Below are 19,825 nucleotides of genomic sequence, written 5' to 3'. Positions count from 1 at the left end.
CAGACGCGACACAACCCTTTTTCTCACCCGGTGTCTCTCTCCACCAATGGCGGCGTTATCCGAATTATTGGGCGACCTCGTGGCGGACGTCGATGGGTTGTTTCTGTTCACGCCGAGCAGCTCCCACTACGAGCAGTTCGCCGAGACGGACGTTCCGACGGTGGTCATCGCGCCGGAGAACACGGTCGAAGCAGAGACGTTCGTGGAGTTGCCCCTGCAGTTCCAGAACGTCAAAGACCGCATCCGCTTCGGCGTCGAAGGCGCGATGGAACAGAGCATCGTCGAGGCCGGCGACACCATCGCCTGCAACGTCGGCACCTTCGGCGGCGACCCGGACTCGCTCGTCCGCGTCCGCGTCGAGGAGAACATGCGGTCGGGCATCTACGACCTCTTTGCGAACTCGCGGGCGGACCCCGGCGTCATCCGCGACGTGTTCGAGGTGGCCATCGAACTGGGCAAGAAAGGGCAGAAGGGCGAACCCGTCGGCGCGCTGTTCATCGTCGGTGACGCGGGCAAGGTGATGAACAAGTCGCGGCCGCTGTCGTACAACCCCTTCGAGAAATCCCACGTCTACGTCGGCGACCCCATCGTCAACGTGATGCTCAAGGAGTTCTCGCGGCTCGACGGCGCGTTCGTCATCTCCGACTCGGGGAAAATCGTCTCGGCGTACCGCTACCTCGAACCCTCGGCGGAGGGCGTCGACATCCCGAAGGGGCTGGGCGCGCGCCACATGGCCGGCGGCGCTATCACCCGCGACACCAACGCCACGGCCATCGTCCTCTCGGAGTCCGACGGGCTCGTCCGGGCGTTCAAGGGCGGCAAGATGATTCTCGAAATCGACCCGGAGGCGTACTGAGATGCCGGGGTTCGCTTCGGCGTCCCTCATCCACTCGTCGGTCGGTTCCGCGTCCACAGCCGCACTCACATCCGCGTCCGCATCCGCATCCGCGTCCGCGTCCGCCGCCCCGCTTCAGACGGTCGGCGGCGTCGTCGACGACATCGTCAGAATCGCCGGCCTCCGGTTTCTCGGCGTGCTCGCCATCCTCCTCCTCGGGCTGGTGCTCGCGTACGTCGCGGGGACGCTCGTCCATCGGCTGCTCGTCAGCGTCGGCGTCCCGGAGGCCATCGAGGGGACCGCGTTCGAGCGGACCGCCCGCGACTTCGACACCTCGACGGTCGAAATCCTGTCGTGGCTGACGCGGTATTTCGTCCTCGGCATCAGCATCTTCGCCACCCTCTCGTTCGCCGGGGTCAACTACGCCGACCGGTTTTGGGGGCTCGTCATCGCCATCCTCCCGCAGTTGTTCATCGCCATTCTGGTCCTCATCATCGGGGTCGTCGTCGGCGACAAGGTCGAACTGCTCGTCGCCGAGCGACTCCGCGCGGTCAAACTCCCGCAGGTGAACATCCTCCCGGCGCTCGCGAAATACACCGTCTTCTTTCTCGCCACGCTCGTCGCGCTCTCGCAGGTCCGCGTCGCCACGCTCGCGCTCATCGTCCTCCTCGGGGCGTACCTGCTGGGACTCATCGTGTTCGGTGCCGTCGCGTTCCGCGACCTCCTTCGCTCGGGCGCGGCGGGGACGTATCTCCTGTTCACCCAACCGTACAGCATCGGCGACGAGATAGTCGTCGGCGAGGTCCGCGGCGTCGTCCAGGAGTTCGATATGTTCGTCACTCACGTCGAATCCGAGGATACGGAGTTCGTCATTCCGAACGCGCGCGTCCTCGACAAGGGCGTCGGGCGCGTTCGGTAGGCGCTCGGACCCGGGGTCACTGTCGTCGTTCGGACCGATTCCGTGCGGTTCGGTGCCGGGCCGGCGGTCGCCGCGTCTCGAACCGCCCACTACGACGACCGATTACGCTCCGTCAGTCTCGTCGCCGGACATGGGTCTCGCGGGCACGCCGGCGACCGTCTCTCCCGCGGGCACGTCACGCGTGACGAGCGAGTTCGCCGCGACCTGCGCGCCTTCGCCGATGCGGACGCCCGGCAGGATGGTCGCCTTCGCGCCTATCATGGCGCGCTCGCCGACGACGACCTCGCCGGTCCGGTACTCGTCCTGCAGGAACTCGTGACAGAGAATGACCGAGTCGTAGCCGATGATGGCGTCGTCCTCGATGGTGACGAGTTCCGGCCAGAACACGTCGGGCGTCGCTTCGAGGCCCCACGAGACGCTCCTTCCGACGGTGACGCCGATGCGCCGGAGCGCCCAGTTTCGAAGTTTGAGCGACGGCGCGATGCGGGCGACGAGGACGAACACGTAGTTGAGCATCACGCGCCAGACGGGCTTGGCGTCGGTCCAGTACTGCAGCGAGTTCCGCGGGCCGGGCGTCGGGTGGTGCTGGATTCGGTCGTGTCGGCGGGCCTCCGCGTCCGCCGGTGCGGCATCGTCGTCGGTCACGTCCGCCGATTGGACCGCGGGGGTAAAAGCGCCCTCGGCGCGGGGGCGACGAGAGAAACAGAAACGCGGGGCCGCGGAACCGCGTCCGGCTTACTCGCCGCGGAGTTCGGCCATGTGGTCGATGCGGCGCTGGACGAGCGCCGCCGTGCCGATATCGTGGCGGATGTGGAACCCCTCGCCGGCGTCGACGAGCGCGTCCTCCGCGAGTTCCTCAGCCTCGGTGATGCTGTCGGCGACGCCGACCACGGCGAACGACCGGGAGGTCGTCGTGTAGAGGCCGTCCTCGCGGTCGTCGACGCTCGCGTAGAACAGCAGCGCGCCGGCGTCCTCGTCCACTTCGACCGTGATTTCCGCGCCGGCCTCGGGGTCCGTCGGGTAACCCTCGGGGACGGCGTACTTACAGACCGTGGCGGCCTCGGTGAAGTCGAGTTCCGGCAGGGATTCGCCCTCGCGGGCGGCGGTGAGCACGTCGATGAATGGCGTTTCGAGGACCGGTAGCGTGTTCATCGCCTCGGGGTCACCGAAGCGGGCGTTGAACTCGATGACCTTCGGACCCTCGGTCGTGAGCATGAACTGGCCGTAGAGGATGCCCTTGTACTCCGGCAGCGCCTCCACGACGGCCTCGATGACCTCGACGGCGGCCTCGTAGTCGCCGTCGGCCATGAACGGTAGGGAGGGAGACACGTCGGTGTAACTGCCCATGCCGCCGGTGTTCGGTCCCTCGTCGCCCTCGTAGGCGCGCTTGTGGTCCTGTACGGCGGGGCTGACGCGGAACTCGCCGTCGGCGACGAACGCCTGAATCGTGAACTCCTCGCCGACGAGGCGCTCTTCGAGGACGACGCGCTCGTAGCCCGAGTCGCGGAGGTACGCCTTCGCCTCCGCGGGCGTCACCTGGTCGCCGATGACCTTCACGCCCTTGCCGCCGGTGAGGCCCGCGGGCTTGACCGCGAGGTCGCCGTCGTAGTCGTCGATGTAGTCGCAGGCGGCCTCCGTGTCGTCGAAGGTGGCGAAGTCGGGGTTGCCCGGAATCTCCTCGTCGCGCATGAACTGCCGCTGGAACGCCTTGTCCGTCTCGATGCGCGCCTCGGCGGCCTGCGGGCCGAAGGTGTAGATTCCCGCCTCGTCGAGGGCGTCGGCGACGCCGGCCGCGAGGCCGGACTCGGGGCCGACGATCGCGAGCGTCGCGCCGACCGACTCGGCGTAGGCGACGATGTCCTCGGCGGCGGTCTCCGAAATCGTCTCGAAGCCCTCCGCGAGGGCGGCGATGCCGGGGTTTCGGTTGCTGGCGCAGGCGTACAGGTCGCAGTCGGGGGCCAGCGCGCGGGCAATCGCGTGCTCGCGGCCGCCGCCGCCGACGAGGAGGACGGTCTCGCTCATGATCGCATACCCTGCGCACGGGAGTGTAAAGATTGCTCTTTATCTGCGACGAAATAGGCACGATTGTGGTCATAGACGGTCGCCAGCGAGGGTGACTCGCCGTCCGACCCACACCCCGCGCCACACCCCGAGTCGGCCACGACGGCCGTCTCCACGCCGCTTTAGTTCCCGGAGCGCCGACTCCGACGCATGTCCGACCCGGTGGGACGCAACCGACTCGACGAGGAGCAGAGCCCGTACCTCCGCCAGCACGCCGACAACCCGGTCAACTGGCAGCCGTGGGACGAAACGGCCCTCGACGCGGCCCGCGAGGCGGACAAGCCCATCTTTCTTTCAATCGGCTACTCGGCGTGCCACTGGTGTCACGTCATGGCCGACGAGAGCTTCTCGGACCCCGACATCGCCGAGGTGCTCAACGAGGAGTTCGTCCCGGTCAAAGTCGACCGCGAGGAGCGCCCCGACCTCGACCGCATCTACCAGACCATCTGCCAACAGGTCACCGGCGGCGGCGGCTGGCCGCTTTCGGTCTGGCTCACGCCCGAGGGCAAGCCCTTCTTCGTCGGCACGTACTTCCCACCCGAACCCCGCCGCGGCGCGCCCGGCTTCCGCGACATCGTCGAGAGCTTCGCCGAGTCGTGGCTGACCGACCGCGAGGAGATAGAAAACCGCGCCGAGCAGTGGACGAGCGCCATCACCGACCGACTGGAGGAGACGCCCGACACGCCCGGCGAGGCTCCCGGCTCGGACATCCTCGACACCACCGTACAGGCCGCGCTCCGCGGCGCCGACCGCGACCACGGCGGCTTCGGCGGCGACGGACCGAAGTTCCCCCAACCCGGTCGCATCGACGCCATGCTCCGCGGCTACGCCGTTTCCGGCCGCCGCGAGGCGCTCGACGTGGCGCGGCAGAGCCTCGACGCGATGGCCAACGGCGGCCTCCGCGACCACCTCGGCGGCGGCTTCCACCGCTACTGCGTCGACCGCGAGTGGACCGTCCCGCACTTCGAGAAGATGCTGTACGACCAGGCCGGCCTCGCCTCGCGGTATCTCGACGCCGCCCGACTCACCGGCAACGACTCGTACGCGACCGTCGCCGCCGAGACGTTCGAGTTCGTCCGCCGCGAACTCACCCACGACGACGGCGGCTTCTTCGCCACCCTCGACGCCCAGTCCGGCGGCGAGGAGGGGACCTTCTACGTCTGGACGCCCGACGACGTGCGCGACCTCCTCCCCGAACTCGACGCCGACCTCTTCTGCGACCGCTACGGCGTCACGCCCGGCGGCAACTTCGAGGACAAGACGACCGTCCTGAACGTCTCCGCGACGACCGCCGACCTCGCCGACGAGTACGACCTCGACGAGTCCGAGGTCGAGGACCGACTCGAAAAGGCACGGAAGGCGCTGTTCGCCGCCCGCGAGGGGCGCGAGCGCCCCGCCCGTGACGAGAAGGTGCTCGCCGGCTGGAACGGCCTGATGATTTCGGCGTTCGCGCAGGGCTCGGTCGTCCTCGAAGACGACTCGCTCGCGGCCGACGCCCGCCGCGCCCTCGACTTCGTGCGCGAGCGCCTCTGGGACGCCGAGACCGCGACGCTCTCGCGGCGCGTGATGAACGGCGAGGTGAAAGGCGACGGCTACCTCGAAGACTACGCCTTCCTCGCGCGCGGCGCGTTCGACCTCTATCAGGCGACCGGCGACCTCGCGCCGCTCTCGTTCGCGCTCGACCTCGCGCGGGCGACCCGCCGCGAGTTCTACGACGCCGACGCGGGCACGCTCTACTTCACTCCCGAGAGCGGCGAATCGCTCGTCACCCGCCCGCAGGAGCCGACCGACCAGTCCACGCCGTCGAGCCTCGGCGTCGCCACGTCGCTGTTCTTGGACCTCGAACAGTTCGCGCCCGACGCGGGGTTCGGCGAGGTCGCGGACGCGGTCCTCGGGTCGTTCGCCAACCGGGTCCGCGGCAGTCCGCTCGAACACGTCTCGCTCGCGCTCGCCGCCGAGAAGGCCGCCAGCGGCGTCCCCGAACTCACCGTCGCCGCCGACGAGGTTCCCGACGAGTGGCGCGCGACGCTCGCCTCGCGGTACTTCCCCGGTCTCGTCGTCTCCCGTCGCCCCGGCACCGACGAGGAACTCGACGCGTGGCTGGACGAACTCGGATTAGACGAGGCTCCGCCAATCTGGGCCGGCCGCGAGGCCGCCGACGGGGAGCCGACCGTCTACGCCTGCGAGAACTTCACCTGCTCCGCGCCGACCCACGACCTCGACGAGGCGCTGGCGTGGTTCACGGCGGGCGAAGGTGCGTAACGGCGGGAGCGACTGCGAGAGAATCGGCGTCGGCGCTCAGTTCGACAGTTCGTCCGCGAGGTAGACCGCAATCGGAACGTCCTCTTCTTCCACGAAGCGGGCGACCTCCTCGCCGTCGCGTTCGACGACGACCGTGGGGATGAGTTCGATGTCGTACTCCTCGACGAGCGGGCCGACCTTCGAGCCGTCGTCGGCCTTCTCGACGGGGTAGTGGTCGATTCGCTCGGCGGGGACGCCGGCGGCGTCGAGCGCCGCCGCGAAGTCGGGAAGCTGTCCGCGGCAGTCGCCGCACCAGTCGCCGCCCCAGACCTTGAACGTGTAGTCCGCGGCCGCGAGGGTGTCGACCACGTCGGGGTAGGACGCCGCGTCCCACGCGGGGTTCGGTTGCATCGTTTCGAGCGTCTCGGCTTCGGCCATGCGCCCGTCTACCGGCCGCGCGGATTTAACGGGTGCGCTCGCGGCGGGGCTCGCCGCCCGCGCTCGTCGCTGTCTCCCCCGAGACGGTGGCCGTATCGTCCGCCTCCGCCAGTCGTTTAGTGTCGCACCGTCAACGGAGGGTCGATGGACGACAGTATCCTCGACGCTATCGGGTCGCCGCTGGTCCGCGTCGACTCCCCCGAGGGGTCGACGGTCGCGGCGAAGATGGAGTCGAAGAACCCGGGCGGGTCGGCGAAGGACCGCCCCGCGTTGGCGATGGTCGAGGCGGCCGAGGAGGCGGGCGACATCTCGCCGGGCGACCGCCTCGTCGAACCCACGTCCGGGAACACCGGTATCGGACTCGCGGTCGTCGCGGCGGCGAAGGGCTACGACCTGACCATCGTCATGCCGGACTCGATGTCGCCCGAGCGCCGCGAAATCATGCGCGCCTACGGGGCGACAATCGAACTCGTCGACGGCGACATCTCCGCCGCGAAAGACCGCGCTGACGACCTCGAAGCCGAGGGGATGTACCAGCTCCGACAGTTCGAGAACCCCGCGAACCCGGAGGCGCACTACCGGACGACCGCCGAGGAGGTTCTCGAACAGGTGGGCGACCGCCGCATCGACGCCCTCGTCGCCGGCATCGGCACCGGCGGCACGATTTCGGGCACCGGCAGCCGTCTCGTCGAGGAGTTCCCCTCGATGCGCGTCGTCGGCGTCGAACCCGCCGAGAGCGCCGTCCTCTCGGGCCGTGAGGTCGGAAACAACGACTTCCAGGGGATGGGCCCGGGCTTCGTCAGCCCCAACCTCGACACCGACCTCCTCGACGACGTGGAAATCGTCGAACTCGCGGACGCCGAGGCCGAGTGTCGCCGCCTCGCCCGCGAGGAAGGCATCCTCGTCGGCCAGTCGTCCGGCGCGTCGCTCCTCGCCGCCAAGCGCGTCGCCGAGCGGCTCGCCGCCCCCGACGCCGACGAGGAAGACCAGCCGCTCGTGGTGACGGTCTTCTGGGACTCCGGCGAGCGCTACATGTCGACCGGGATGTTCGACGCCGAAGAATAGCGGTCGCCCCGGGGCGGCGCTCACCGACCGAACTCGTCTTCGCCCACTCTGACGACGAGCGTTCGCTCCACGTCTCTGAGGTCGTAGTTGGGCACCGAGCCGTCGACCCGCGTCACGAACATCGGCTCGACGAGGCGGCCGTCTTCGACGCCGTAGATGGCGAGGTGGTCGCCCGTGTCCTCGGGCTGAACCTTCCCGTCTCGAATCCGTCGGGCGAGGTCGCGGGAGAGCCACTCGTCGGCCGAGACGGAGGGCTCGCGGACCAACGAGAAGTCGGCGAACCGGACGAGATACCAGTTGAGGTCGTTGAGAAGCGAGACGGCCGCGCCGAGACTCACCGTGCCGACCGAAAGCGAGTTGTCGAACGGTTCGGAGATATCGTAGGTCGAAAGCGCCGCGCGCGCGGTGTCGCGCGACAGCAGTTCGTACTGGAGGTGGACGTCCTCCGCGCCGACGATACAGACCTGCGTCACGTCGAGAGGGAGGGACCGGATTCGGTAAAGCGGTTCCGGTACTCAGGCGGTCGACTCCCACTCGGCGGCGCAGGACTCGTCGCAGAACACGACGCGCTCGCGTTCGAGCGTTATCTTGCCGGGCTTGTCGATGTCCCGTTCGAGGAGGACCTGGTAGTGCGCTTCGCTCATGTCGACGCGGGCGCGGCACGCCGCGCACCGCTCGACGGCGTCGCTCCAGTCGGTCCGCGACGCCCGGTGGCTGACGCGCCACTCGGGGCCGGGATGCCCGTGACCGGGATACGATGTTTTCGACATGAGAGATCCCTAGCGCTCACGGTAAATAAAGTCATTTTTGTGCAATTGTTCATTCGAAACGAATCTAAACGTTTGAAGAATCGTGACTATGTTGGTCGTTTTCACGGTCAGTGTGTGCGTCGGTATCGTGTCTCGGTGAGGCTGGTGACAACCGGGTTCAGAATGTGCGCTCGGCCTCCACTCCGCGCTCCCGCGCTCACTCGCCGTCGGGCGACACGACGACCCGCTCGCGGGCGGCCTCGACCGCGAGGTCGAACAGGTCGTCGGGTTCCGCGGCCTCGACGGCCGACAGCGAGGCGTTCGTCTCGGGGAAACTCGGCGCGACGCGCTCGCAGCCGACGGGGAGCGTCGAGTCGTCGTAGGTGCCGAGGTCGCGGGCGGCCGCGACGATGTCGGTCTTGTCGCGGGTCAAAAGCGGGCGGTGGACGGGGTAGTCGACCGCGGCCTCGGTGACGGCGAGGTTCTCGCCGGTCTGACTCGACTTCTGACCGAGCGATTCGCCGGTCACGATTGAGTGGGCGTGCTCGTCGGTGGCGACCTCGGCGGCGATGGCGAGCATGGCGCGCCGCAGCGAGAGCATCCGGGTGTCATCGACGGACTCCATCAGTCGCTCGACCACGTCGCCGGCGGGGACGACGTGGACTCGCATGTCCGCGTTCGGGGCGCGGCGAGCGATGGTCCGCACCGTCTCGATGGCCCGCGCGCGGTGGTCCGCGCCGCCGTAGTCGCCCAAATCGACGTAGACGGGGACGATTTCGCAGCCCCGGCGCATCAGCTCCCACGTCGCCACCGGCGAGTCGATGCCGCCGGAGACGAGCGAGACGGCCCGCCCCTGCGTTCCGAGCGGGAGGCCGCCGGGGCCGTCGAACCGCCGGACGGAGAGATACGCCGCCTCCTCGCGGCACTCGATGCGGTAGGTCCGGTCGGGGTCGTCGAGGTCCACGGGCGCGCCGGTCGCCTCGACGACGGCGCTCCCGGCCTCGCGTTCGAGGTCGGAACTCGTGAACGCGTGTTGGTCGGCGCCGCCGACGCGGTCGGCGTCGACGGCGAACGCCGCCCCGTCGGGGTGGTCGGACGCGAGACTTCGACAGACCGTGACGATGTCGTCGAGGACGGGGTCGCAGGCGACGCAGGGGCGCGCCCAGACGACGCCCGGCACCTCGGCGCAGGCGGCCGCGACGGCCTCGGCGTCGGTGGCGTCGCGGACGAGCAGGCGGGACCACTCCCGCTCGACGCGGCCCGGGAGCGAGCGGTCGTCGAGGACCGCTTGGAGGTTCGTCCGCAGTCTGGCCTCCATCTTCGCCCGGACGCTCGAACTCTTCGTGCCCACCTCGCCGTAGCCGACGAGGACGACGTGCGCCGTCTGATTCACGGTCGGCGTTCTCCGCCGGCACCCTTCAGCGTCTCGTTTCGAGGGGCGTCCGCGCCCGACACGGCACGTCGCTCTCCGCTGCTATTAGTGTTATATATTTGTAAATAGTACAATTTACTGAACCGTAGACAGACGGCGAAACAATATAAACCCCTTAATAGATTTCACGCCGTTTTCGACTCGTACAACCACCGAACGACCCGCCGTCGCGCCCGACGCTTGCCCGACGTTCGCCCGACCCCACTCGATGCCCACTCGATGCCAATGACCGACGAGTTGCCAGCCGACATCGACCTCGCAGACCCGCAGTACTATCTCAACCGCGAGCTGAGCGAACTTGAGTTCCAGTCCCGCGTCCTCAACGAAGCGCTCGACGACCGGAACCCGCTTCTCGAACGGGTCCGATTTCTGTCCATCTTCACGAAGAACTTAGACGAGTTCTTCATGAAGCGCGTCGGCGGCCTGAAACAGCAGATAGACGCCGGCGTGACAGAGCGGACGACCGACGGCCGGACGCCCCTCAAGCAGTGGGAGGAGGCTATCGACAAGGCCCGGCCCATGTTCGAGCGGCAGGCCGAGTGCTACCGCGAGGAGATTCGCCCGGCGCTCGCCGGGGAGGGCATCCACATCTGTGACTACGACGACCTGACGCCCGACCAGCGGGCGGAGATGCGGGACTACTTCGAACTCTCGGTGCTGCCGACGCTGACGCCCCTGTCGTTCGATCCGGCCCACCCGTTCCCGTTCATCTCGAACCTCTCGCTGTCGCTCGCGGTGGTCACCCGCGACGACGACGGCGACCAGACGTTCACCCGGGTGAAGATTCCGCAGAACCGCCCGCGGCTCGTCGAGGTCGACACCGACGGCGACGAGGTCCGGTACGTCCTCTTGGAGGAGGTCATCCGCGCCAACCTCGACCTGCTGTTCCCGAACGTCGAGGTCGTCGACACCGCGGTGTTCAAGCTGACGCGAAACGCCGAGGTCCGCCGCAACGAGGAGGTCGCGGAGGACCTCATCGACATGATAGAGGAGGTGCTCGAACAGCGCCGCTTCGCCACCGTGGTCCGCCTCGAAATCGAGGCGGACGCGCCCGCGGCCGCGAGGGACCTCCTCGTCGAGCAGTTGGACCTCGACGACCGCGAGGTGTTCGAACTCCGCGGGCCGCTCGACTACCGCGAACTGATGGACCTCACCGACCTCGACCGCCCGGACCTCTCGCTGGAGTCGTGGACACCCCAGCCGCACCCGCGGTTTTCGGACCTCGACGCGGCCGGCGCGGGGCTCGGCTCGGGCGCGTCGTCCCCCGAGGCGGCCGGCGACGGCGGCGACACCATCTTCGACGAGATTCGCCGCAAGGACGTGCTGTTGCACCATCCGTACCACTCGTTCGGCGACACCGTCCAAGAGTTCCTCGACGAGGCCGCCAACGACCCCAACGTGCTGGCCATCAAGGCCGCAATCTACCGGACGGCGTCGGACTCGAAAATCATCGAGGCGCTCATCGACGCCGCCGACAACGGCAAGCAGGTCGCGGCGATGGTCGAACTCAAAGCGCGGTTCGACGAGCAGAACAACCTCGAATGGGTCCGCCGCCTCGAAGAGGAAGGCATCCACGTCGCCTACGGCACCATCGGGCTGAAGACGCACACGAAGACGGCGCTCGTCGTCCGCGAGGAGGAAGACGGCGTCCGCCTCTACTCCCACGTCGCCACCGGCAACTACCACTCCGGGACCGCGAAGGGCTACGTCGACCTCGGCGTCCTCACCGCCGACCGCGACATCGGGCAGGACCTCGTGAAGGTCTTCAACTTCTTCACCGGCCCCTCGCTCGACGAGGAGTTCCGGAAGCTCCTCATCGCGCCCGTGACGATGCGAAACGAGTTCACGAAGTGCATCCGGCGGGAGGCCGAACACGCCCGCGCCGGTCGCGACGCCCGCATCGTCGCCAAGATGAACGCCCTCGAAGACCCCGGCATCGTCGAGGAACTGTACGAGGCGTCGATGGCCGGCGTCGACATCGACCTGCTCGTCCGCGACATCTGTCGGCTCCGCCCCGGTCTGGAGGGCGTCTCGGAGACCGTCACGGTCCGGAGCGTCGTGGACCGCTTCCTCGAACACTCCCGCATCTTCTACTTCGAGAACGCGGGCGACCCCGACTACTACGTCGGTTCGGCGGACTGGATGACCCGCAACCTCGACAAGCGCGTGGAGGCTATCGCCCCCGTCGAAGACCCCGACATCCGCGAGCAGTTGCGGTTCGTCCTCGAACTCGGCTTCGCGGACAACCGGAAGGCGTGGGAGATGAACGCCGACGGCAGCTACGACCAGCGCGACCCCGGCGACGGCCACGAGATTAGCATGCAGAAGATTCTGATGGACCAGACGCTCGCGGCGTCGAACACGCCCGGCGTCCACCGCGGCATCTCGGCGTCGCATCCCGACGTGCCCGAGACGCTCCTCGTGGAGTCCGACCCGTCCGTGATGGCCCCCCGGGACGACGGGGAAGCCGAAGCCAGTCTCGGGGACGACGGCGACGACAGGGATGACGCCGACGACACCACCGAATCCGCCGTCGAAGCGGGCGCGGGCGCGCCGACGAACGGCGACCCGCGGCACGTCCTCGACGATTTCCCCGAGAAGTGGTACGTGCCGAGCAGTCGGCACTACGAGTACGCGGTTCGGACGCCGGACGGCGACCGCGACTACCGGAAGACGGCCGAGGCGGCCGCGCGGCTGGTCGAGAAGTACTACGGCGAGGAGTAGCGTCGTCGCCCGCGCCGGCGACGCGGCGGTCGGTGTTCTGTTTTGGTTTCGACCCGCCGCGAGGCGACGCCTCAGAACGTGCTGAGTTCGCCTTCGATGGTCCGGCGGGTGATGTCGGTCACGTTCGCGAGTTCGCGGTCGATGATGGCGATAACCTCGTCTTCGATGTCAGCGATGGTGACGCCGTCGTCCGTGATGACCTTCGCGTCGGCGACGTGGGGTTCGTCGATGGGGCGACCGATTTGCGAGAGCAGGCGGACCTGGAGGTCGCGAATGCCGTCGACCTCGTCGACGACCGTCTCGGCGATGTGGGTGGAAAGCAGGTTGTAAATCTTCCCGATGTGGTTGACGGGGTTCTTGCCGGAGGTCGCTTCCATGCTCATCGGGCGGTTCGGCGTGATGAGGCCGTTGGCGCGGTTGCCGCGGCCGACGGAGCCGTCGTCGCCCTGCTCGGCGGACGTGCCGGTCGTCGTGAGGTAGATAGAGCCTTCGTCGTAGTCGTCGGCGGTGTTGACCTCGACGTTGACCTCGCGGTCGGTGTAGTCGGTGGCGAGGTCGGAGACGAACTCGCGCACGTCGTCGACGGCGGCGACGTAGTCGTCGATGTCGTCGAGGTGCTTGTCGACCATCGCGGCGGCGACGGTCACGTCGATGACGTCGCCCTCGCGTTTGCCCATGAGCTTGATGTCCTGTCCGAGTTCGGGGTGGTCGTCGCCGTAGGCCGGGCCGTTGAGGGCGCGCTCGGCTTCGAGGACGATGCGCTCCGTCTCGGTCAGGGGGGCGTGGCCGACGCCGAAACTCGTGTCGTTGGCCATCGGGACCTGCTGGGTCTCCTCGCCGAACACGTCCTGGAGGTCGCCGGAGCCCTCGCCGAGTTTCACGTCGACGATGATGTCGGTGCCCACGTCGAGCCCGGGGATGTTCTCGTTGAGGTACTCGCGGGCGGCCCGGAGCGCCGTCGAGTCGACGGGAATCTTCTCGCCGTCGTACTCCTTCGTGGCGCGGCCGACGATGAGGAGATAGATGGGCTCGATGACCTCGCCGCCGCCGAAGGCGGGCGCGGCCGTGCCGGCGACGAGCTGGGTCTCGTCGGTGTTGTAGTGCAGCACTTTGCCGACGCGGTCGAGATAGAGGTTCGAGAGGGCGCGGGAGACGCTCTCGGCGATGCCGTCGGAGATGGAGTCGGGGTGCCCGATACCCTTTCGCTCGACGATTTCGACCTCCTGGTCCTCGACCGCGCGCTTGTCGGCGGATTCGAGGCGGATATTTCGGTCGCTCATTGGCGGGACGTACCCGGCGGGCGGTTCTATAACTTGCGGAAACCTTTGGCCACACTCGTATTACCTGAGAGTATGCTCGGGCAGTATCTGCCGAGGTTGCGGACGCCCGCGGGGGTCGATAGTCCGTCTATTCTTCGGGCGACCCGAGCAGCATCCCGAGGTAGGAGGTCCGAATCTGGTCGTCGGGGTCGAGGCCGAGGTCCTGGAGGACGGCGAACGCCCCGTCGCGGGCGTCGTCGACGCCGGACTCGACTTCGATTTCGACCTCCACGAACTCGCCAAGCCCGGACACCGAATCGAGCGAGACGGTGTAGCCGTCGAGGGCGAACCGCTCGCGCTCTTTCTCGACGGTCGCGGCGGGTTCGAAGCCGACCGCCTCGCAGATAGCGTTCATCGTTTCACCGTCTTCGACGCCGGTCTCGTACTCCCGGCGGGTCTTCGACGACTCGTCCACGAGCGGTCCCTTGTAGGTGACGACGGTCTCCTCGTCGGCGAGTTCGCCGCCCTCGTAGCGCGACTCCCGGCGGAGTCGGAGCGCCTCGTCGGTCTCTGCGAAATCCCTGTGCGGGGCGTCGTAGTAGGTGTCCGTCTGAGCGACGCGGTTGACCTGTTCGCCCCCGGCCGCGTCGAGTCGCTCGCGAACCGCGCCGTGGTCCGCGCGGACCTTGACCTCGACTTCGTACATGGTCTCACGGGCGCGTCCGGAGGGCAAAAACCTCGGTGACTCGCGCCGGCGACCCCTCGACACTACGGCATTTATTACCTTTTATCATGAATGACTCCGTAGTATGACGGGAGTATGAGTCAAGAGACGCCGAACCCGGCTACTGCGGTCGAACAGCGCGCCGGCGAGACCGCCGACTACGACATCACGGGGAACGTCATCCTCACTGCGATGGCAAGCGGCTTCGTCGGGACGGTGTTGATGCTGCCCGTCCTCGTCGGCATCCCCGAACTCCTCGGTCTGTTTACGACCGAGCCGATTACGCGGTTCGCCGGTATGGGGGCGTTCTTCGGCTACGAACCGACGCTCGCCCTCGGAGCGTTCCTCTTCGGCATCGGCGGGGTCGTCGTCCTCCCGGTGACGTTCGTCGTCGGCGGCGCGTTCCTCCCGCCGGAGTCACCGAAGTACCTCCGCGGCGTGTCGTTCGCGACGCTCTACTGGGTCGGGTTCGTGCCGGCGTTCTGGCCGCCCGCGGACGCGTTCGTCATCGCCTCGTTCCTCGTGTTCTCGCTTCTGGCTCACTGGGTGTACGGCCTCTCGCTCGGCTACCTGCTCGAACTGTTCGCGGACATCCCGCAACACGAGGTCTGAGCGTCACCGCGGCCGCAGACGCGGTCGCCGTCGTCCGCCGCCCGCCCGCCGCCCGTCCGCCATCACTCGTCGTCGCCGGCGACTTCGCTCGTTTTGCTCCCCGCTTCGCCCTGCGACCGACCGGAACCGCCCGTTCGACGCCGCTTTCCCCGATTGCTCCGAAACAATAACCATCACGAACGTTAATTATTTTGTTTGGTGGTGTTATCAATGGTCGCGGAACTCGTACTGACGGCCGCGTTCCCGCTCCAGTCGGGGTTGGTTCCGCGGGGGACCCGCGCGTTCGTCTTCGAGAGCATCTTCGAGGTGTTCCTGCTCTTGGGGACGCTCGTGGGCGTCGTCGTCGTGGGGTATATGCTCTACAACGCGTACAAGTATCGCTCCGGCTCCGGAAACGGCCACATCGACGACGGGGACCGCCTCGTCCTCGGGGAACTCCCGTCGGGAAGCGGCGGGGGCCGGAAGCTGTTCACCTCGTTTTTCATGAGCATGGTCATCGTCGTTTCGCTGGTCTCGTGGACGTATCTGACGCTCCTGTACGTCGAGGAAGGCCCCGCCGACGACGAGTCGCTCGACGTGGCCGTCGAGGGCTACCAGTTCGGCTGGCGCTTTACCTACCCGAACGGCCACACCACCGACGGCGTGCTCCGGGTCCCCGCCGACCGGCCCGTCCGACTGACGATTATCACCGCGGACGTGTTCCACAACTTCGGGGTCACGGAGTTACGCGTCAAATCCGACGCCATCCCCGGTCAGGAGACGGAGACGTGGTTCACCGCCGACGAACCGGGGACGTACACCGCGCAGTGTTACGAACTCTGCGGGGCCGGCCACTCGTATATGTCCGCCGAGGTCGTCGTGATGCTGCCCGACGAGTACGAGGCGTGGTACGCGAACACGACCGCGGACAACGCGACCGCGGACAATGCGACAGCGAACGAGTCGAGCGCCGATGAATCGGTCGCCGCGCAATCGAACCTCCGACCGGCGGTGGTTCCGTGACCGACGCGTCTCCCGAACGGGACGCCGCGGCCCACGGCGGCCACGAGGTCGCTCGCGGCGGCGACGACCACGGCCACGACTTCCCCGGCACGGGGAGCATCAAGCGCTGGTTCGTCACGACGAACCACAAGGACGTGGGCATCCTCTACGTCGTCACGTCGCTTTTCTTCCTCGTGCTCGGCGGCGTCCTCGCGTGGCTGATGCGCGTCCAACTGCTCGCTCCGCGCGCGCTCGGCGAGGGGATTCTCTCGCCCGTCGCGTACAATCAGGCCGTCTCGGCCCACGGGCTGTTGATGGTGTTTTGGTTCCTCTCGCCGTTCGCGTTCGGCTTCGCAAACTACGTCGTCCCGCTCCAACTCGGCGCGAAGGACCTCGCGTTCCCGCGGCTCAACGCGCTGTCGTACTGGCTCTACCTCTTTTCGGGCATCCTGTTCGGCGTCTCGTTCTTCCAAGGGGGGACGTTCTCCGGCGGGTGGACGATGTACGCCCCGCTGAACGTCCCGACGTTCACGCCGGACGTGGGGGCGTCGACGGCCGTCTTGGCGCTCGTGCTGTTCGTCGCCTCCGTCACCGTCTCGTCGGTCAACTTCCTGACGACGATGCACCGGATGCGCGCCGAGGGGCTGACGCTCCGGAACCTCCCGCTGTTCAGCTGGACGATTCTCCTGACCGCGTGGATGATGCTGTTCGCCTTCGCGGCGCTCTTGGCGGCGCTTCTGGTGCTGTCGTCCGACCGCCTGCTCGGGACGACCTACTTCGCCATGGAGTCGCCGGCGGGGGCGCTCCTGTGGACCCACCTGTTTTGGTTCTTCGGCCACCCCGAGGTGTACATCGTCTTCTTCCCGGCGCTCGGCGTCATGGCCGAGGTGTTCCAGACGTTCACCGGCCGCCGCATCGTCGGCCGCAAGTGGTTCATCCTCGCGATGGTGCTCGTCGCCATCCAGAGCTTCGCCGTCTGGATGCACCACATGTTCCTGACGAGCATCAACCTCCAGGTGAAGACGCTCTTTATGATTACTACCATCGGCATCTCCCTGCCGTTCGACCTGATGGTGTTCGCGCTCATCTACACGGTGCTGAAGGGGAAGATACGATTCACGACGCCGTTCCTGTTTGTCTTCGGGGCGCTCCTGTTGTTCATCATCGGCGGCATCACCGGCGTCTTCCTCGGCGCGGTCGTCCTCGACTACGAGTTCCGCGGCACCTACTGGGTCGTCGCCCACTTCCACTACGTGATGGTCGGCGGGGTGACGGCGCTCGTCGGCGGCCTCTACTACTGGTTCCCGAAGATGACCGGCCGGATGTACGACGAGTTCCTCGGCAAACTCCACTTCGCCGTCTACTTCGTCGGCTTCAATCTGCTGTACTTCCCGCTTTTCGTCGCGTGGGAGACGCCCCGGCGCGTGTTCGACTACGCGCCCGAACTCGCGCCGTGGCACCAGCTCGCCACCGTCGGCGGGTTCGTCCTCGGGCTGTCGTTTCTCATCATGTTCTACAACCTGTTCAAGAGCGCCTTCGCCGGCGACCCCGCGCCAGACAACCCGTGGAAGTATGCGACGACGGCCGAGTGGGCCGTCCCGTCGCCGCCGCCGCTGGAGAACTTCGACGGGACGCCGACCTACCGCGACGGTCACCTCGAGTTCCTCGACGCCGGCGAGGTCGCGCCGAGCGAGGACCGCTCTAGCGGGCCGACCGGCGCGGCCGTCTCCGACGGCGGCGTCACCGCGTCGGCAACGACGGCGGTCTCGTCCGCGCTCCCGACCGCCGAAGCGACCGAAGTCGAGGGACCGAGCCACGCGAGCATCTGGCCGTTCGTCCTCTCCGCCGGCGCGTTCCTCGTCCTCCTCAGCCTCTCGCCGCTTCAGGACGCCGCGTTCCCCGAGGGGATGGTCGGGGCCGCCTACGCGACGACGGCCGTCGCGGGCGGCGTCGTCACCCTCGGGTCGCTCGTCGCCATGGGGCTCGAACCGTTCCACGGCCCGGTCTTCGAGGAGGGCGAGGCGTGGCCCTTCGCCGGCATCGACAACGGCAAGGTCGGGATGTGGATATTCCTCGCGTCCGACGTGGTGCTGTTCGGGGGCTTCATCGGGGCGTACGTGTTCACCCGCGTCGCCTTCGGCTGGACCGGCTGGGAGCCGATTCCGTCCGACCCGATTCCCGGACTCGTGAACACGTACATCCTACTCACGAGCAGTTTCACGGTCGTCCTCGCGCTCGTCGCGGCCGAGAAGCGACACAAGTGGGACCTCGTGGCGAGTCTCGGGGCGACGTTCGTCCTCGGCATCGGCTTCCTCGTCAACAAGGGGCTGGAGTGGCAGCACCTGTTCCACGAGGGACTGTGGCTCTCGACGAACGTCCGCGCCTCGACGTTCTTCCTCACGACCGGCCTGCACGCCGCCCACGTCATCGCGGGCCTCGTCGTCGCACTGTACCTGACCGCGCGCGCCTGGCGGGGCGCGTATCTCGAAGACAGCCGCTCGGTGGAGTACTTCGGCCTCTACTGGCACTTCGTCGACATCGTCTGGCTGTTCCTGTTCCCGCTGTTCTACATCCTGTGAGGTGACAAAGATGGTATCAACGAAACTCTATACGGCGATTTACGTAGTGTTGTTCGTCTCGGCGACCGTCCAGGTGCTGGTCGAGTTCGCCGGGCTGAGTTACTGGCTGGCCTTCGGCGTCATCATGGTCCTGTCGGCCGCGAAGGCGGTGTTGGTTGCGGCGTACTTCCAGCACCTCCGGTTCGAGCCGCGGTCGCTGACGTATCTGGTCTGCATCGGCCTCGTGGCCGCGCTGGCGCTCACGCTCGCCGCGTCGTACTCGCTCCTGTGACCGTGCGAGCCGACTCCCATCCCCGCTGGCGCTCCCGCGAAACCCTCGTCGCGGTCGGCTACGCTCTGCTGTTTTCGGTCCCTGTCGGCGTCGGCGTGACCGTCATGATGACCCGCGTCGCCCCCGGAAGGCTCACAGACCCGCTCGTCGTCGGTCCGGGTCTCGTGCCCGCGGTGGCCGTCTTCGCGCTCGTCGTCGCCGCCGCGACGACCGGCGAGAACGCGGCCTAACTGGAACGTTGTTCGTCCCCTTCTGAGGCCCTGTGAATCCGTTAGAAACTGACAGAACCCGTGTGAGGCGGGAGGGTGTATCCAGCGAAGTATCTGGGATAACGGCGAGCGTCACGAGAGATGGTCCGGCCGGTAAGTAGGGTAGTGCCAACCCGGACGACCGGTCTCCGGTCGCGTGGAGAAGATTCATTGCGTCGTCGTCCGTGACCGCAATCTGTGTCTGAACAGCCCTCCAACACCGAACCGTCTCTTGGACTGGTCGTCCAGACCATCTTTGTTCTCGCGGTGGTAATCGGCATCCCCTCGGTGTTTGCGCTCGGTGGACGGCTCCGCTTTCTCGCCCTCGCGGCTGTCAGCATCTTGCTGCTCGCGGGCTTCCTCGTCGTCGGTTACCGTCACGCACGCCGACGGAAGTCCCTGCACCAACATGTCGCGTTCTTGGTGGTCTGGTTCGGCGGCATCGTTCTGGCGGACCGCCTTGCTCGCGTGGCGAGCGGTCGCCTCCCGGAGCCGGGTCCCTACCTCGTGGCGGTGGGCGTCACCCTCGGCGCGCTCTGGCTCGGTTCGCGACTCGCCTACGGTGGCGCACTCACGCAAGCGCTGTTTGGCTCCGACTGAGACCTCACGGTAGGCGGGTACGGGTCAGTCGAGGTGGAATCGCTCGCAACGTCTCACTTCGTGCCGTATTCGCGCACTCCATTCAGT

At 67.4% G+C, this 19,825-nt stretch carries 19 protein-coding genes; 11 read left to right on the top strand and 8 right to left on the bottom strand.

What is annotated here, in order from left to right:
- Nucleotides 1–46: 46 nt before the first annotated feature.
- Both dacZ and HVO_RS12675 read left to right on the top strand, forming a co-directional pair.
- Nucleotides 47–856, top strand: coding sequence for a diadenylate cyclase (dacZ, locus tag HVO_RS12680; RefSeq protein WP_004041551.1), 810 nt, complete (start codon nucleotides 47–49; stop codon nucleotides 854–856).
- A 1-nt stretch (nucleotide 857) separates the two neighbouring features.
- Nucleotides 858–1,754, top strand: a complete 897-nt coding sequence (locus HVO_RS12675) for a mechanosensitive ion channel domain-containing protein (RefSeq protein ID WP_004041550.1) — start codon at nucleotides 858–860, stop codon at nucleotides 1,752–1,754.
- Nucleotides 1,755–1,856: 102 nt separating this feature from the next.
- Here HVO_RS12675 and HVO_RS12670 read toward each other — a convergent pair whose 3' ends face one another.
- The gene (locus HVO_RS12670; RefSeq protein ID WP_004041549.1) at nucleotides 1,857–2,399 is read right to left on the bottom strand and encodes an acyltransferase; all 543 of its coding nucleotides are present in this window, start codon (nucleotides 2,397–2,399) and stop codon (nucleotides 1,857–1,859) included.
- A 90-nt stretch (nucleotides 2,400–2,489) separates the two neighbouring features.
- Nucleotides 2,490–3,776, bottom strand: a complete 1,287-nt coding sequence (gene purD, locus HVO_RS12665; RefSeq protein ID WP_004041548.1) for a phosphoribosylamine--glycine ligase — start codon at nucleotides 3,774–3,776, stop codon at nucleotides 2,490–2,492.
- Nucleotides 3,777–3,965: 189 nt separating this feature from the next.
- Here purD and HVO_RS12660 point away from each other — a divergent pair, with 189 nt between their 5' ends.
- Entirely contained in the window at nucleotides 3,966–6,077 is a 2,112-nt protein-coding gene (locus HVO_RS12660) for a thioredoxin domain-containing protein (RefSeq protein WP_004041547.1), read from the top strand.
- A gap of 36 nt (nucleotides 6,078–6,113) precedes the next feature.
- Here the strand turns inward: HVO_RS12660 and HVO_RS12655 are convergent, their stop codons facing one another.
- Entirely contained in the window at nucleotides 6,114–6,494 is a 381-nt protein-coding gene (locus HVO_RS12655; RefSeq protein ID WP_004041546.1) for a thioredoxin family protein, read from the bottom strand.
- 144 nt (nucleotides 6,495–6,638) lie between these two features.
- On the opposite strand from HVO_RS12655, the gene HVO_RS12650 reads away from it, so the two are divergent.
- The gene (locus HVO_RS12650) at nucleotides 6,639–7,559 is read left to right on the top strand and encodes a PLP-dependent cysteine synthase family protein (RefSeq protein WP_004041545.1); all 921 of its coding nucleotides are present in this window, start codon (nucleotides 6,639–6,641) and stop codon (nucleotides 7,557–7,559) included.
- Nucleotides 7,560–7,579: 20 nt separating this feature from the next.
- Here HVO_RS12650 and HVO_RS12645 read toward each other — a convergent pair whose 3' ends face one another.
- The 3 genes from HVO_RS12645 to thiI all read right to left on the bottom strand — a co-directional run bounded on the left by HVO_RS12645 (nucleotide 7,580) and on the right by thiI (nucleotide 9,701).
- Nucleotides 7,580–8,032, bottom strand: a complete 453-nt coding sequence (locus HVO_RS12645; RefSeq protein ID WP_004041544.1) for a DUF5804 family protein — start codon at nucleotides 8,030–8,032, stop codon at nucleotides 7,580–7,582.
- Between the two features lie 42 nt (nucleotides 8,033–8,074).
- Nucleotides 8,075–8,329, bottom strand: coding sequence for a hypothetical protein (locus HVO_RS12640; protein WP_004041543.1), 255 nt, complete (start codon nucleotides 8,327–8,329; stop codon nucleotides 8,075–8,077).
- A gap of 196 nt (nucleotides 8,330–8,525) precedes the next feature.
- Nucleotides 8,526–9,701 (bottom strand): tRNA uracil 4-sulfurtransferase ThiI, encoded by a 1,176-nt coding sequence (thiI, locus tag HVO_RS12635; protein WP_004041542.1) that lies wholly within the window; start codon nucleotides 9,699–9,701, stop codon nucleotides 8,526–8,528.
- A gap of 264 nt (nucleotides 9,702–9,965) precedes the next feature.
- Between thiI and ppk1 the strand changes: the two genes are divergently transcribed.
- A complete protein-coding gene (gene ppk1 / locus HVO_RS12630) occupies nucleotides 9,966–12,464 on the top strand; it encodes a polyphosphate kinase 1 (protein WP_004041541.1) in 2,499 nt (832 codons plus the stop codon).
- Between the two features lie 71 nt (nucleotides 12,465–12,535).
- Here ppk1 and HVO_RS12625 read toward each other — a convergent pair whose 3' ends face one another.
- On the bottom strand, nucleotides 12,536–13,744 hold the full coding sequence (locus HVO_RS12625) for a methionine adenosyltransferase (protein WP_004041540.1): 1,209 nt from the start codon (nucleotides 13,742–13,744) through the stop codon (nucleotides 12,536–12,538).
- A gap of 127 nt (nucleotides 13,745–13,871) precedes the next feature.
- The gene (cyaB, locus tag HVO_RS12620) at nucleotides 13,872–14,429 is read right to left on the bottom strand and encodes a class IV adenylate cyclase (protein WP_004041539.1); all 558 of its coding nucleotides are present in this window, start codon (nucleotides 14,427–14,429) and stop codon (nucleotides 13,872–13,874) included.
- Nucleotides 14,430–14,543: 114 nt separating this feature from the next.
- Here cyaB and HVO_RS12615 point away from each other — a divergent pair, with 114 nt between their 5' ends.
- The 6 genes from HVO_RS12615 to HVO_RS12590 all read left to right on the top strand — a co-directional run bounded on the left by HVO_RS12615 (nucleotide 14,544) and on the right by HVO_RS12590 (nucleotide 19,738).
- On the top strand, nucleotides 14,544–15,059 hold the full coding sequence (locus HVO_RS12615; protein ID WP_004041538.1) for a DUF6789 family protein: 516 nt from the start codon (nucleotides 14,544–14,546) through the stop codon (nucleotides 15,057–15,059).
- A gap of 210 nt (nucleotides 15,060–15,269) precedes the next feature.
- On the top strand, nucleotides 15,270–16,061 hold the full coding sequence (gene coxB / locus HVO_RS12610) for a cytochrome c oxidase subunit II (protein ID WP_004041537.1): 792 nt from the start codon (nucleotides 15,270–15,272) through the stop codon (nucleotides 16,059–16,061).
- A complete protein-coding gene (locus tag HVO_RS12605; RefSeq protein WP_004041536.1) occupies nucleotides 16,058–18,619 on the top strand; it encodes a cbb3-type cytochrome c oxidase subunit I in 2,562 nt (853 codons plus the stop codon). The genes coxB and HVO_RS12605 overlap by 4 nt, the downstream gene beginning before the upstream one ends.
- A gap of 10 nt (nucleotides 18,620–18,629) precedes the next feature.
- Entirely contained in the window at nucleotides 18,630–18,890 is a 261-nt protein-coding gene (locus HVO_RS12600; RefSeq protein ID WP_013035545.1) for a cytochrome C oxidase subunit IV family protein, read from the top strand.
- Nucleotides 18,887–19,120 (top strand): hypothetical protein, encoded by a 234-nt coding sequence (locus tag HVO_RS12595; protein WP_004041534.1) that lies wholly within the window; start codon nucleotides 18,887–18,889, stop codon nucleotides 19,118–19,120. The genes HVO_RS12600 and HVO_RS12595 overlap by 4 nt, the downstream gene beginning before the upstream one ends.
- 216 nt (nucleotides 19,121–19,336) lie before the next feature.
- Nucleotides 19,337–19,738: a hypothetical protein gene (locus HVO_RS12590; RefSeq protein WP_004041533.1), complete on the top strand. Its 402-nt coding sequence runs from the start codon at nucleotides 19,337–19,339 to the stop codon at nucleotides 19,736–19,738.
- Nucleotides 19,739–19,825 lie beyond the last annotated feature (87 nt).

This window comes from Haloferax volcanii DS2, from assembly GCF_000025685.1.
GTDB classification, from domain to species: Archaea; Halobacteriota; Halobacteria; order Halobacteriales; family Haloferacaceae; genus Haloferax; species Haloferax volcanii.
The sequence above is the reverse complement of the archived record's forward strand: the minus strand, read 5'-3'. Positions and strand labels throughout refer to the sequence as shown.